Origin of the sequence: Butyricimonas hominis (genome assembly GCF_014287455.1) — a bacterium.
Taxonomy (GTDB): Bacteria; Bacteroidota; Bacteroidia; order Bacteroidales; family Marinifilaceae; genus Butyricimonas; species Butyricimonas muris.
Genome location: NZ_JACOOH010000001.1, coordinates 798,471 through 813,098, shown reverse-complemented (window position 1 = coordinate 813,098; position 14,628 = coordinate 798,471). Strand labels below are relative to the sequence as shown.

At 46.7% G+C, this 14,628-nt stretch carries 9 protein-coding genes and 1 pseudogene; 9 read left to right on the top strand and 1 reads right to left on the bottom strand.

Annotation, left to right across the window (positions count from 1 at the left end; translation table 11 throughout):
- Window positions 1-9: 9 nt before the first annotated feature.
- The 9 genes and pseudogenes from H8S64_RS03195 (at window position 10) to H8S64_RS03150 (ending at window position 13,176) form a co-directional block, all read left to right on the top strand.
- Entirely contained in the window at window positions 10-1,587 is a 1,578-nt protein-coding gene (locus H8S64_RS03195; RefSeq protein ID WP_186974908.1) for a RagB/SusD family nutrient uptake outer membrane protein, read from the top strand.
- A gap of 11 nt (window positions 1,588-1,598) precedes the next feature.
- On the top strand, window positions 1,599-2,618 hold the full coding sequence (locus H8S64_RS03190; protein ID WP_186974907.1) for a hypothetical protein: 1,020 nt from the start codon (window positions 1,599-1,601) through the stop codon (window positions 2,616-2,618).
- Between the two features lie 156 nt (window positions 2,619-2,774).
- Entirely contained in the window at window positions 2,775-4,157 is a 1,383-nt protein-coding gene (locus H8S64_RS03185; RefSeq protein ID WP_255469402.1) for a TolC family protein, read from the top strand.
- A gap of 91 nt (window positions 4,158-4,248) precedes the next feature.
- Window positions 4,249-5,151, top strand: coding sequence for an HlyD family secretion protein (locus H8S64_RS03180; RefSeq protein ID WP_186974906.1), 903 nt, complete (start codon window positions 4,249-4,251; stop codon window positions 5,149-5,151).
- A 7-nt stretch (window positions 5,152-5,158) separates the two neighbouring features.
- Window positions 5,159-6,818: pseudogene (locus H8S64_RS22885) on the top strand (ATP-binding cassette domain-containing protein).
- A 1-nt stretch (window position 6,819) separates the two neighbouring features.
- The gene (locus tag H8S64_RS03165) at window positions 6,820-7,944 is read left to right on the top strand and encodes an ABC transporter permease (RefSeq protein ID WP_099291359.1); all 1,125 of its coding nucleotides are present in this window, start codon (window positions 6,820-6,822) and stop codon (window positions 7,942-7,944) included.
- The gene (locus H8S64_RS03160; protein ID WP_186974903.1) at window positions 7,941-9,374 is read left to right on the top strand and encodes an ABC transporter permease; all 1,434 of its coding nucleotides are present in this window, start codon (window positions 7,941-7,943) and stop codon (window positions 9,372-9,374) included. Before H8S64_RS03165 ends, H8S64_RS03160 begins: the two co-directional genes overlap by 4 nt.
- 28 nt (window positions 9,375-9,402) lie before the next feature.
- The gene (locus tag H8S64_RS03155; RefSeq protein WP_186974902.1) at window positions 9,403-12,069 is read left to right on the top strand and encodes a zinc-dependent metalloprotease; all 2,667 of its coding nucleotides are present in this window, start codon (window positions 9,403-9,405) and stop codon (window positions 12,067-12,069) included.
- A 6-nt stretch (window positions 12,070-12,075) separates the two neighbouring features.
- Window positions 12,076-13,176, top strand: a complete 1,101-nt coding sequence (locus H8S64_RS03150; RefSeq protein ID WP_186974901.1) for a thioredoxin family protein — start codon at window positions 12,076-12,078, stop codon at window positions 13,174-13,176.
- A 52-nt stretch (window positions 13,177-13,228) separates the two neighbouring features.
- Here H8S64_RS03150 and H8S64_RS03145 read toward each other — a convergent pair whose 3' ends face one another.
- Window positions 13,229-14,335, bottom strand: coding sequence for a bifunctional 3-deoxy-7-phosphoheptulonate synthase/chorismate mutase type II (locus H8S64_RS03145; RefSeq protein ID WP_186974900.1), 1,107 nt, complete (start codon window positions 14,333-14,335; stop codon window positions 13,229-13,231).
- Between the last annotated feature and the right edge of the window lie 293 nt (window positions 14,336-14,628).

Below are 14,628 nucleotides of genomic sequence, written 5' to 3'. Positions count from 1 at the left end.
AGGTGAGTTATGAAAAGATATTTTATTGGAATTTGGGTATTGCTTTTGGGATTGACCGGTTGCTCCGATTTTTTGGAGGAGCAGTCGAATGAATACGCTTACGCCACGACTTGCAAGGATTTGAACGAGTTGCTGGTGGGGAGCGGTTACATGAAAAACGAGGTGATTAGTGGTACTAACGCACTAAAACCCAGTAATAAAACGGGGGTCTATTTCCCTTGGTTGAATGTGATGGATGACGACGCAGAGGAGTTTGTGAAGGGGGATTACAACGATACCGATCCCTCCACTATGTTGCGTGGTTTTTATGCGTGGGAGAAAGATCCGTGTAATACTTCCGGTGTATTGTATAACGATCCCACTTGGGGACGCTTGTACGAGCATATCGCCGTGGTGAACGTCATCCTGAACAAGGCAGAGGAGTTTACCAAGGAATCGGAGGCGGATCGCAATGCGGTGAAGGGGCAGTGCCATTTCTTGCGTGCCTCGTTCTACTACCTGTTAGTGAACCTGTATGCCAAGCCGTACGATCCCGTGACGGCAGAGCGGGACCCGGGGGTGCCCATCAAGTTGACGCACTACGTGGAGGATATTGAATACGAACGTTCAACCGTGGATAACGTGTATCAGCAAATCGTGAGTGATTTGAATGCAGCCATCGATTATTTGAAAGATTACGAACCGACTACCGTTCGGCGTGTCGGGTTGGATGCCGCTCGCACTTTCTTGAGCCGCGTGTATTGCTACATGGGGAAATGGGAGCTGGTGCCGGAGTTGTGTAATGCGGTGATTAACGGGAACAAGTATAGCTTGAAGAACCTGCCCGGGGCAGGAGTGAAGGATACTTCTTGGCTTGATGCCAATTCGCCCGAGATTATTTTCACGCAAGGGAGCAATAGTATCAACCGGGTATTCCCGCTCGTGAAAGGAAAGACGAATTCAGCCGCTTTCCGCGTGTCGGAGGAACTGGTGTCCTTGTTCGACAAACACGGCGTGAAGGATGGCGAAGCGAACGACTGCCGGAAAAAATTCACTCTTTTCCGGGAAGAGGTGCCTGCCAATGAAGGATTCTCGGGTTTCTATATTCCCCGTAAGGTAGGGGCTGCTCCTGTCAATGAAAAGAGTTTGTTTGTTTCGGATAACTTCACGTTGCGCCTGTCGGAGGTGTACTTGAATCTGGCAGAGGCATTGGCGATGACGGATCAGGAGGAGCCTGCCCGCGAAGCGTTGAAAAGTTTGTTGAAATACCGCGTGAAGGATTTGCAGCCGATCACAGCCACGGGCGAGGATTTGATCAAGTATATTCGCGACGAGCGTCGCTTGGAGCTTTGCTTTGAAGGACAGCGTTGGTTCGATTTGCGCCGTTATGCGGTTAGTCCGAAATATTTGGAAACGAAGAGCATCAAGCACAACGTGTACGGGAACTCGTATGGCGGTAACGGTACGCCCGGTATATTGGAGGGGTACTATCTGCTCCCGACCTACCCGGACGGGGGATGGGTATTGCCGATACCTGCCGTGGAAGTGGAACAAAGCGAGGGTAGCCTTGAGCAAAACAGCCGTGAAGATTGTCTCTTGTATAATTAAAATGGAAAGTTATGATGAAGATAAAAACGTTAGTTTGTGGATTGCTGTTAGGAGTATTAGGATATTCCTGCGGCGATAACGAGGCGGGTTCTGCATCGCACTTGGATGAGAATTGGTATAAGATTGAGTACGATCCGAATGCGGGGGAACTGGATCAGTTGATATATGACGTGTATGCGAACACGGGTTTCCCCATTTTCTACTCGGACACGATCGGGTGGAGCACCCGTTACGACCACGGGGGTAATTCTTACACGCATTATGAAATATTTAAGCCCGGGTATAGCTTTACGGGTTCCCTTGGTTCAATCGTGTTTACGATTCAGCGGGACGAGAGTAAGATTCAGATGATGGTGGAATTGCTGCGGGATTATGTGATAGAACCTTACATGAACAAGGAGTACGGGTCTAATTTTAAAGGGAAATACGGGCCGCACGCATTCTTGGTGTTGGATACCTTGATGAAGGGTAAGGTAGCGGATTCTTTGTATCGGGATTTGGGTGTGCTGGCATTGAGTTCCCGGTTCACAATGTCGAGGGGGAAAGTGAAAAACTTTATTCCCGTGGAGCAGATGACCGAGGAGGAGAAAAAGGGGTATGGTTGGCGATTGGCCATGTACGAGTTGAAGTATTTCTTTGAAGTGACGTACAAGGAGGAGTTGCAGGCTTATTTTAATATCCCGAAAGAAACACCGGATTTTTATGAAAAGTGGGATAAGAAGGATCTTTTTGAGTTAGGAGCACAGTATAATACACAGTACAAGGATTTGGTGGTTCCTGATTATCTTAGCGAGTTAAGGACAAACCCGAGGAGATACGGTGTTTTGCGATATGCTAAAGTAGACCAATATGGTGTTACTTTCCCGAGTACATTGCAAGACCTTATGGATTTTATGGAGATGATTTACACGAAGACAGATACTGAAATCCGGGCAGAGCATGGCGAATACTCGATGATTATTAAACGATACGAGGCATTATTGAATTTATTGAAGAAAAGCGGTTTGACACAATTTATCAAAGAGCAATAAGACAGATCAGTTCATTTAGTGAGAGAGGCGTCCGGGCAGAGTTCCGGGCGTCTTTTTTTTGCGATAAATTTTGGGAAGCGTGTACCCTGTTTTATGGAGGTGTTCGTTTTAATTTAAAATTTAGATAAGTATGTGTTCAGCTAACAATTGGAGTTTATGAGAAAGAGAGCGTTTTCTTTTGTGTGTATTATAATGTTAAGTGCTTCGCTTCGGGGGCAGGAAGTGGCTAGGGGTGGTCAACCGGAGCGGGTGATCACGATCGAGGAGTGTCAGCAGTGGGCGATGGATAATTACCCGGCGATACGGCAACATGGGTTGTTGGATCAGGCACGGGAATACACGCTATCGAATATTTCGAGGGTGTATATGCCGGAGTTTAGTTTGTCGGGAGTGGCGTCGTGGCAGTCGGAGAAGATGGAGTTGGATTTGAAGATGCCGGATAAGGTGAATATCAGCGTGGATTTGAACGAGGTTGCTCAAGGGCAGAATCTTAACTTGCCGACGATGAACGTACCGGTGTCGATTCCCCAAATGACGATTCCCGTGAGTGACCGGGATCGTTATAATGTGTCGCTGTCGTTAAAGCAGGCGTTGTGGGCAGGGGGAAGGATGAAGGCGGGAAAAGAGATGGCAAACCGGGAGGTCGATATGATGCATGCTGGATTGGATGCCCAGTTATACGAGATCAAGGATAAGGTGAAACAGTTGTATTTCGGTTTATTGACGATAGAGGGGAGGGAGAAACAGTTGAATCGGGCGGACGAGATTTTGGATAGCCTGCGGGTACGAGCCGAGGTGGCTTTGAAAGAAGGGGTGATTTACGAGACGGATTTGGATGTGATAGACGTGGAGCGTATAAAATACAAACAGTTGCGGGTTGAACTGGAAGCCAAGCGGGAGGCTTGTCTGAACGTGTTATCGACTTTGATTCACCGACCTTTGTCGAAAGAAACCAAACTACAAGTTCCAGTAGTGGAGAGTCGTTTTGGAAATGGCGAGGTGAAGCGTCCGGAGTTGAGATATCTGGATAGCAAGATCAAGCGGCTGAATGCCGATTTGAAGATGCAGAATGCCGAGAACATGCCTAAAATCGGTTTGTTTGCGATGGGGGGATACGGTAAATCGGGATTGAACACGTTTGACAGTGATTTTAAGCCTTATTTTATCGGCGGGGTGATGGTAAGTTGGAATTTCGGAAAGTTGAATACACGAGGGAATGACCGGAAATTGATTAAGGTACAACAAGAGAGCGTGAGAAACCAACAAGAGAGTTTTATTTTCAACACGAAGATGGAAGTATTGATGCAGGATGCGGAAATCAGAAAATTGCAGGAGTTGGTAAAAAGTGACGAAGAGGCTGTGCGCTTGCGAGAGAGTATCCGGCAGGCATCCGAGGTGAAGTATGCGAATGGGGTGTACACGATCTCGGAGTTGATCACGGATGTGAATCAGGCGTTGATAGCACAGCAGGAAAAGGTACTGCGGGAGGTAGAGCTGAAGATGATGGTCTATTCAAAGAAAATAACGTTAGGTTTATAAAGTTCATAACGATTTATGATTTTGGATTTGAGATTTATGATTTCAAATTTTATTAAAGGATTTACGATTAGAGAATTAAATGTTTTTGGAGATGAAGAATACGATATTGGGTTTAGTAATTTTGGCTTGTCTGGGAGTTGGTTGCAAAGATAAAATGGAAGAGCGGGATGCATCGGGAATGTTTGAAACGAGAGAGGTAATCGTGTCGTCGGAAATGAGTGGAAGAGTGGAGCGATTGGAGGTAATGGAAGGGGATTACATAGAGGCGGGCAAGGTGGTCGGTTTGATAGATACGATGCAGTTGCATTGGTTGAAGGTACAGGCACAACAGGCGGTGAAGGCGGTGGACGAACGAATCCCGAATTTGGATAAGGTATTGGAGGTGTATCGTTTGAAGGTGGAGAAAGGGGAGAAAGAGTTGAAAAGGGTGGAGCGTTTGCTGGAAGGCAAGGCGGCTACACGGAAACAGTATGATGACGTGAAAGCGATGGTGGACGAGGGGCGTTCGGCTTTGGCGGGACAAACACATCAGGCGGAGGTGATGATAGCAGGGGCAAAGGCGGAAAGTGCGGCAATAGCCCTGAAAGTAGATCAAGTAAACGATCAGATCCGGCGTTGCATGATTGTAAACCCTATCGAGGGGACTGTATTGGCGAAGTACACGGAAGAGAAAGAATTGGCAGCCCCGGTAAAGGCTCTGTATAAAATCGGGGATTTGAAAAACATGACGCTTCAGGTTTACTTGGAAGGCGGGCGTATAGGCGGATTAAAAGTCGGCGATCCGGTACGGGTATTTGCCAAATTGGGTGGCGGAGAAGAACGGGAATACCGGGGGAAAATATCTTGGATAGCCTCGGAAGCCGAGTTTGTTCCCAAAACGGTACAGACACAGGATGAACGGGATAATCTGGTATACGCCGTGAAAATCCATGTAGAGAACGACGGTTTCCTGCGGGTAGGGATGTATGCCGACGTGAAGTTTAACACGCTATAAATAAATTATGATTGTAGCGGAGAATATCAGTATGAAGTACCGGCAGGTATTGAAAGAGATCGTCGCCCTGAAGGAGATTTCACTGGAGGTGAAGAAGGGAGAAGTGTTCGGCTTGATCGGACCTGACGGGGCAGGCAAGAGTACGCTGTTCCGGATATTGACGACGCTTCTTTTGCCTACCGGGGGGCGGGCTTCCGTGGGGGGATTCGACGTGATCGACCAGTACCGGGAGGTGCGGAATATCGTGGGATATATGCCGGGAAAGTTTTCTCTGTACCAAGACCTGTCGGTGGAGGAGAACCTGCGTTTTTTTGCCAGCGTGTTCGACACGACGTTACAGGCAAATTATGACCAGATAAAAGATATATACGAGCAACTCGCTCCTTTTAAGAACCGGAAAGCGGGAGCTTTGTCCGGAGGGATGAAGCAAAAATTGGGGCTATGCTGTGCCTTGATCCATAAACCGAAGGTGTTGTTTTTGGACGAGCCGACGACGGGAGTCGACCCGATATCCCGGAAAGAATTCTGGGACGTGTTGAAGCGGTTGAGCGGGGACGGGATATCTGTACTGGTATCGACGCCTTACATGGATGAAGCCCGGTTGTGTGACCGTATCGGTTTGATTTTCCACGGGGGTATGTTGGCGGTGGATACGCCGGATCGGTTGAGCCGGAAACACGATAAAAAGCTGGTCGCCTTCCGGGCACGGGATATGTACCGCTTATTGCGGGACATCCGGGAAGAACCGGGGGTTTATTCCTGTTTCACGTTCGGGGATTCGCTTCACACCACGTTCAAGGAGAACGATTATCCCGTGGAACGGTTCGCGGCTTCCTTGAGAGGCGCGGGGCATACCGGGGTGGAATGGAACGAGATCGAGGCGGGTATAGAAGATTATTTCATGATGTTAACAAATGATACTAGCGATGGAACGGGTTATTGAAGTAGAGCGGCTGGCGAAGAAATTCGGGAGTTTCACAGCGGTGGACCATATCAGTTTTCACGTAGAGCGTGGAGAGATATTCGGGTTCCTCGGGGCGAACGGCGCGGGCAAGACCACTGCCATGCGGATGTTATGCGGGTTGAGCAAACCGACTTTCGGGACGGGACGGGTGGTGGGATTCGATATTGCCCGGGAGTCGGAAAAGATAAAGAGCAGAATCGGTTACATGAGCCAGAAATTCTCGTTATACGAGAGTTTGACGGTGCGGGAGAATATACGCTTGTACGGGGGAATTTACGGGATGCAACGTTCGGAGATTCGGGATAAAATGGATAAGGTGCTGGGGAATCTCGGTCTTTTGAAGGAACGGAACACGCCGGTACGTTTGTTGCCGCAAGGGGTAAAGCAACGTCTGGCGTTTTCGGTGGCGGCATTCCACGAGCCCCAGATCGTGTTTTTGGACGAACCCACCGGTGGGGTGGACCCCGCCGTGCGCCGGATGTTCTGGGAATTAATCTATCAGGCGGCAGCGGACGGGATTACCGTGTTTGTTACCACCCACTACATGGACGAGGCGGAGTATTGTGACCGGGTGTCGATCATGGTGGACGGGCGTATCGAGGCATTGGGTACTCCTGCTGTGTTGAAGCAACAACATGGTGTTCCGGGGATGCAGGAGGTTTTTTATTTGTTGGCACGGAGGGCTCAAAGAAAGGACGGATGAGATGAAGATAAAGACATTTATAGATCAGTTTTTCGCTTTCACGCGGAAGGAGTTTTATCATATTCTTCGGGATCGGAAGACTCTATTGGTATTGGTGGTTTTGCCGATCTCGCAGTTATTGATTTTCGGTTTCGCGTTGAATAGCAGTTTGACAGAAATGCCCACGGCTGTGCTGGATATGTCGAATGACGCGATGAGCAGGCAGATCGTGGCGGAGATTGACGCGAGTTCCACGTTTAAAGTGGTAGAACATGTGCGTTCAATGGATGAGGTGGATGAACTGTTCAAGGGGGGACGCTTATCCCAAGTGTTCGTCTTTATGCCCGGTTTCGAGAAAGAGATCAAGCGGACGGGAGTGGGAAATATGCAGGTAATTATGGACGCGAGTTTACAGATCAATGCATCCACGTTGGAATCCTATATATTGGCAACATTATTGAGCTATCAACAGAAAATCAATGCCGGAAGGGAATTGCCGATACAGATTATTCCGGAAGTAAAGATGCGGTACAATCCCCGGTTGGACAGTGCTTTTCATTTCGTGCCGGGAGTGATCGGAATCGTGTTGATGCTGGTATGCTCGATGATGGCTTCTCTCGCTATCGTGAAGGAGAAAGAATCGGGTACGATGGAGGTGTTGCTGGTGTCGCCGGTGCGCCCGCCCGTGATTATTCTGGCAAAGCTGGTACCGTACTTGTTGGTCGGGATGATTAACATCGTGGTGATCCTGTTGATTTCGGTCACTATATTGAAAGTCCCGATAACGGGAAATATCTTCTTACTGTTTTTTGTCGGGACTATTTTTACCCTGTCTTCGTTGGCATTGGGGATTATGGTGTCGGTGTTGACAAAGACACAGCGGAGTGCCATTATCATTTCTATCGCGGGATTGATGCTTCCGGCTATCACGTTATCCGGGTTTATCTTCCCGTTGGATTCATTGTCTTTGGGGATGAAAGCGATAGTGCACATGATGCCGGTGACCTTGTTTATCTCGGCAGCGAGAAATATTATGATCAAAGGATTGGGGATGGATGCCGTTTACCCGGAATTGTTCGGGTTGGTGGCGATCACGGTGGTTTTGATTGTTATTAGTATCAAATGTTTTAAAAATCGGTTGTCATGAGGATGCTGGGATTTTTGTTACAGAAGGAGTTTATCCAGATATTCAGGGATAAAACGATATTGCTGATTCTGTTTCTGATCACGTCGATACTGTTGTTTATTCTTCCCCCGGCAGCGAAGGTAAGGACATCCACGATCTCTTTGAGCGTGGTGGATCATGATCGCACGAGTACCTCTGCCAATTTTTTGCGGAAGTTGACGAGTTCGAACCAATTTCGGATAGGGGCTTATGCGGACACCTACGAGGAGGGATTGAAAGTGCTGGAGAAGAATAAGACCTCAGGAATACTGGAGATACCGAAAGGTTTCGAGAAAAATGTCATGGAGCGTACAAAAGCCCCGATTATGCTGGAAATAGATGCCGTGAACGGCGTGACGGCAGGGCTTTCTTCATTTTATTTTTTGCAGATACTGGAGCGGTATATATGGGAGTACGTGGACGGGTTCGGTTTTCAGCCGGGTTTTCGGATGGAGTCACAGGAAGAGATCATGGCTCGGGTGGAAGCGGAAGCGCAAGCCGAAATGACGAAACGGGCTAAAGCGGAAGTCGCGTCACAGGCTCGATTGGCACAAGCGCGACAAATGATGCTGGCACGGGCGGAAGCGGAAACCCGTTTGCAGGAAGGGGTTGAAATGCCGCGAGCGAACCAATCCCCGGAAGCCCGCGTGACGGCAAAGATGAATGAATGGGAGAAAGGAGAAGAAATCACGGTACCCGGATTGATGATTGACGCGGGAGGTGCGGATGTGAATATTCCGCTTATCGAGAAACCGACGGAACCGGGATTCGAACAGATCAATATGGTCGTGAATCACCGTTATAATCCGGACGGGGAGTCCAGTCTATACCAGATACCTTCACTTTTAGCTATTCTGGTGTGTATCATCGGGGCGGTGTTGTCGGCATTGAATATCGTGACGGAAAAGGAGAACGGCACCATAGAGCAGATGAACGTGAGCCCGGTGAAACGGAGTGCCTTTATCTTCTCGAAGATTATTCCCTCGTGGGTAATCGGGATGGCGATTCTTACGCTTGGATTGATTATCGTGTGGGCGTTGTACGGGATTGTGCCCCAGAGTAGTTACTGGAGCATTTACTTGGTTTCGTTCCTTTTTCTCGTGTCGATGGTCGGGTTTGGCGTGTTGATCTCCACGGCTTGTCGGAATCAACAGCAGGCAATGTTGCTTTGTTTCTTCTTTTTGTTGATTATCTGTTTGTTGTGCGGGATGTGGACGCCGATTGACAGTATGCCGGGATGGGCTAGGGTGATAGCGGATATTAACCCGTTGCGCTATTACATCGAGGTCATGCGTCTGTTTTTCGCCTACGGCAGCGAGTTAAGGCATGTATTACCCCAGATTGGCGCTTTGTGCGTTTTTATTGTCGTGTTTAATGGTTGGGCGATTTGGAACTTCCGGAAAGCCAGATAGATATTTGTAATGTTTAAATATTGTATGTATGAAAAAGAGTATTGTATTTTTATTGGTGTCTTTGCTTTTGTTCTCTTTTTGTGAAGTGACGTCGGGTGCCGGACAATCGAAAAATGAGAAGGAGAAAAAAAAGGGCAAGGTTGAAGCGGTATCGACAAAAAAAACGCCGGACAAGCCTAAGGCAAAGCCGGTAAGCAAGTATGATAAATTGTTCAAAACCAAGGGGCATGTTGCCACGAAGGGAGGTTTCATGACCTTGCATAAAGTGGACGATAAATTGTACATGGAGATTCCGTTGAAATACATGGGGCGCGAGATGTTGTTAGGGTCCACGGCATCGGAATCCAGTAACCCGATGTTCTGCACGAACGGTTTCAAGACCAACACACCCCGGCATATTAAATTTACCTTTGAAAAAGATACAACCGTGTACATGCGCAGTGTCAACGCGGCGTTGGATTTACAGGTAGATAAGGAGCGCGGGGAATTGTTGAAGCAAAGGAATTTTATAGACCCGATGCTGAAAGCCTACAAGGTGGAGGCATTCAATAAAGACCGTTCCGCCGTGGTGATCAACGTGACTTCCTTGTTCACGGGCAACGAGTCGGATTTATCGCCGGTAAATGAAGGCGGGGGACAAATTACGATTAGCGCGTCGCCTTTAAAGGAGGGAACAAAATTGGATGAGATAAAAGCATTCGAGGATAACGTTATGGTCTCCACGTGGTATGCTTATAACGTGACGGTAAAGAGAGGGCGTTCCACTTTGGTAAGTAATGCTCCGTTGTCGGTAAAAGCTACCCGCTCGTTGTTATTGTTACCGGAAAAGAGAATGCGTCCGAGATACCCGGATTTCAGGTTAGGTATTTTCCAAACAGGAAAACATTGTATCACGGAAGCCGAGGACCAATTACTCAATTATTCTCTCGTGAATCGTTGGAGATTAGAACCCAAGGACCCGGAGGCTTACAAAAAAGGTAAATTGGTAGAACCCGTGAAACCGATCGTGTGGTACGTTGACGATGCTTTTCCCGAGTCGTGGAAAGAACCGATCAAGAAAGCCGTTTTGCGCTGGAATCAGGCCTTCGAGAAAATTGGCTTTAAAAATGTAATGCAAGTACATGATTTCCCGAAAAATGACCCGAATTTTGATCCCGACAACTTGAAATATTCTTGCATACGGTATATTCCCTCGAACACGCAGAATGCCATGGGACCCTCTTGGGTTGATCCGGTGACGGGTGAAATTATGACCGCTTCGGTGATTATTTACAACGATATAGTTAAGTTGATTAATCATTGGCGTTTTGTTCAAACGGCACAAGTGGATCCTCGCGTGCGGGCTAAAAAGATGCCGAAGGACGTGATGGACGAGTCAATTACTTACGTGGTGGCTCACGAAATCGGACACACGCTGGGATTGATGCACAACATGGGTGCTTCCAGTACTTACCCGGTGGATTCTTTGCGCTCGGCAAGTTTCACTCGAAAATATGGAACTACGCCTTCTATCATGGATTACGCCCGGTTTAATTACGTGGCTCAGCCCGGGGACAAAGGGGTGAAATTGACTCCGCCGGATTTAGGCCCGTACGACGAATTTGCCATCAAATGGTTGTACACCTATTTCCCCGGGGCAAAAAATTCGAAGGAAGAATTTAAAATACTGGAAGGTTGGGTAGACGAGAAAGTCGGGGATCCGATTTACCGTTTCCGCAAACAACAGGTGGCTTTACGCATCGATCCTTCGGCATTGGAGGAAGATTTGGGTGACGATCCGATGAAAGCGGGTGAATACGGGATTAAGAATCTGAAATATATTATGAACCATTTGAACGAATGGATCAAGGATGACCCGGAGGCTACTCACCGGAGAGCGTTGTACCAGAATATTGCCAACCAGTATGCCCGTTACTTGATGAATGTGGTTTATAATGTCGGTGGCATTTATTTGACGGACGTGAAAGACGGAACTTCCGGGAAACGGGTAGAGCCGGTTAGCCGCGAGAAACAACAGGCTTCTTTGAAATGGGTATTGAAGCAATTGAATGATTGCGATTGGTTGGATAACAAAGAGGTGACGGAAAAATTCGGCTTGGATGTGGCAACTTCTGCACGCCTTCAAAATATGGCAGTTATGGCGTTGTTCAATGCGAGCCGGAATGTCGTGTTGTCATCGCATATCTCTAAAAACCCGTACACGTTGCAAGCCTATTTCGATGATTTGTACAACGGGGTATGGGAGAGTGCAATTTCTAACCGGGAAGTGACTCAAGCCGATAAGATTATGCAAAATGGCATGTTGGCCTTCATGAAACAATTGTTGAAACCGTCACCCGGTCTGGCAGGACTTTTAGGAGGGATCACGAGTGAGGCGGGAACTCCTTCCTTAGACGAAATGAAATTGTACGGGTTGGATGAAATGATGGTAGTGGAATCGGAACAAGAATCCGCTTACGATGAGGAAGATTGTGAAATACTGAACAGCTTCGGTTTAGGATACGGCTACGGTTGGCAACGTCCGGTGAACACCTCTCTTATCGATGAAACTGTAGCCAACTGTTGTGGAATCGGTTTGAAATTGAGAACCTTATTAATGAGCAGAGCGATGGATGCCCCGGATCAGGCTTCCAAGCAGCACTATCAAGCCATGTTATTTATGTTGATGCAAATGACAGAAGGTATAAAAATCTAGTATAATATGAAAAGGATCATAATGTTGTTATTTGTCGTGATGTCGTTGGGCATCACGGCAAATGCCCAAGAAGGGGTTAAGTTTGAGGAACTAACGTTTAAAGAAGCGTTGGCTAAGGCAAAAGCGGAGAATAAACTCGTGTTTATGGATTGCTACACCTCGTGGTGTGCTCCATGCAAGAGAATGTTGAACACGGTTTTTGTGACGAAGGAAGCGGGAGATTTTTTTAATCCCCGGTTCGTGAGCGTGAAATATGATATGGAAAAAGGGGAAGGGATTGAATTGGCAAAACAATTTAGCGTGAAGAGTTTCCCGACATTTTTTATATTCCGTCCCGACGGTAGTATTCAACACAAGATCGGCGGGGCAGGCTCGTTGAAATCTTTTATCGCTTGGGTAGAAAGAGGTTTGAACGAAGAAACCTCTTTTGATTACTTGAATAAGCAGTACGACAAGGGTGCGATCACGAAAGATCAGTTATTGACTTACTATTGGGTACTTATTTGTGCCGGGGAACAGGCAAAAGCGAACAAGATTCTGGAAGAATTGAAAAAGCAAGTTGTCGATAGCGACAAGTTGAAAGCCGACTATTGGTTTTTGATAGAAGGGACGTCCTATGGCTCTGCCGATTTTAATTTTATTTTGAACAACTTCTCCAAATTGAAAGAGAGTGTGGGATTGGAAAAATTGGACAAATATTTGGCAGAAAATTACAATAAGACTATAAATGAGGCCATTCAAAAGAAAACGGTAAAGGATGAGAATGGCATGAAGAAATTATTCAGTCAAATTTCTAAAGAATGGGCTTCTTGCAGTTGGACTCCGGACAAGAGATTGCAGAATAAATTGAAATTATTGGAGGCTTGTGCCGCTCAAGATTCAAAGCGCATTATTTCTTGTATGGACTCCGGCTTGAATAAGCAGGAAAACACGAAATGGAACTTCGATTTGTGGGTGATTTTGTCTGCCTTGGATTTCGTTAACGTGAGTGGGGAGAAAGTGGATAACGCGAAGGTATTGGCTTTGGAAACGAGGATTAACGGGTATTTCGCTTCTTCCGAGAGCATGAAAAAAAGACTTGAACCATACTTTGAAAAATTCAGATAATCTCAGAAAGGCTTCTTCTGATCAATTTGTTATGTGAACGAGAGTTAGGTGTTTAGGCACCTAGCTCTTTTTTATTCATGATATCCGTTTGTCGGTCGATAGAAGCTTGGTGAATGGCTTTGAACACCCGTTCCACGAGTTCCACGGGGAGATTATTTTCACGTGCTTCTTCCGTGACGCGGGAGAGAATGCTTTCCCAGCGGTCGGGTTGGAGAATGGTGATGTTGTTTTCCTTTTTGTAAAGACCGATTTCCTCGATAATTTTCATGCGATTCGTGAGGGCTTCCATGATGGAAGAGTCAAGGGTATCTATTTTTTCCCGGAGTTCCTCGATGATTAAATGATTGGCAGAGTTGTTCGGGTGTGCTTCCCGGATAACCAGATGCTCTAGAATTTCCTTTAATTGCACCGGGGTAATTTGTTGTGCTGCATCACTTAGTGCGCAATCCGGATGAACGTGCGATTCCACGATCAGACCATCGAAACCGAGATCCATGGCTTTTTGAGATATCTCTTGAATGTATTCCCGGTGCCCGCCGATGTGACTGGGATCACAAAAGAGGGGCAATTGTTTAACGCGTCGCTTTAACTCGATAGGGATTTGCCACTGTGGTGTATTGCGATAGCGAGCGCTATTGTAGGAAGAAAAGCCGCGGTGTATGGCTCCCATTTTTTTGATCCCGCGCAAATAAAGGCGTTCAAAAGCCCCAATCCAAAGTTCTATATCCGGGTTGACGGGATTTTTGACGAAAACGGGAATATCCACACCTCGAAGAGCTTCGGCAATCTCTTGAACGGCAAATGGATTAGCGGTCGAGCGTGCCCCTATCCAAAGCATATCTATGTCGTGTTTCAAAGCGGCCTCGACATGGTGGGCGTTGGCAACTTCGGTGGATATCTTCAACCCTAAAGTTTTTTGGATATGCTGTAACCAAGGTAATCCTTTCATTCCGATTCCCTCGAAACAATTCGGGCGGGTACGCGGTTTCCATATGCCGGCACGCAGGACTTCTATCCCGTTGTTTTTCAATAGGGTTGCTGTTTCAAAAAGTTGTTCTTCACTTTCCGCACTACAAGGTCCGGCAATGACTAGCGGACGCTGTAATCGCGTGAACAAATTCCATTCCGGACAAGGTTGTATATCCAATTGATAGGTCATTTAATCTTTTCTTTCTTTGTTTGCGAGTTCAAAGATATTCTTTTCTTTTAAAAGAGGAACGTGATTTCGGATTTTAGACATGGCAACCACATCAAAATAGAATTGAAGGAAAAATTACCTCCTTTTTTCTCTTGAATTTAGGATAAGATAAGTTAAATAATATATAAATATAAGGTATCTACTTTATACTTGATTTATATCAACTCCTATTCATCTCCCATTCATCTCCTATTCAACTCCTATTTCAAAGGTAAAATAATAGTATTTTAATTGAAATTGAATAAAATTTGATA

Coding starts and splice junctions, on each gene's coding strand:
- H8S64_RS03160 (WP_186974903.1), top strand. CDS start 7,941: ATGAGGATGCTGGGATTTTTGTTACAGAAGGAGTTTATCCAGATATTC.
- H8S64_RS03185 (WP_255469402.1), top strand. CDS start 2,775: ATGAGAAAGAGAGCGTTTTCTTTTGTGTGTATTATAATGTTAAGTGCT.
- H8S64_RS03145 (WP_186974900.1), bottom strand. CDS start 14,335: ATGACCTATCAATTGGATATACAACCTTGTCCGGAATGGAATTTGTTC.
- H8S64_RS03165 (WP_099291359.1), top strand. CDS start 6,820: ATGAAGATAAAGACATTTATAGATCAGTTTTTCGCTTTCACGCGGAAG.
- H8S64_RS03150 (WP_186974901.1), top strand. CDS start 12,076: ATGAAAAGGATCATAATGTTGTTATTTGTCGTGATGTCGTTGGGCATC.
- H8S64_RS03195 (WP_186974908.1), top strand. CDS start 10: ATGAAAAGATATTTTATTGGAATTTGGGTATTGCTTTTGGGATTGACC.
- H8S64_RS03180 (WP_186974906.1), top strand. CDS start 4,249: ATGAAGAATACGATATTGGGTTTAGTAATTTTGGCTTGTCTGGGAGTT.
- H8S64_RS03190 (WP_186974907.1), top strand. CDS start 1,599: ATGATGAAGATAAAAACGTTAGTTTGTGGATTGCTGTTAGGAGTATTA.
- H8S64_RS03155 (WP_186974902.1), top strand. CDS start 9,403: ATGAAAAAGAGTATTGTATTTTTATTGGTGTCTTTGCTTTTGTTCTCT.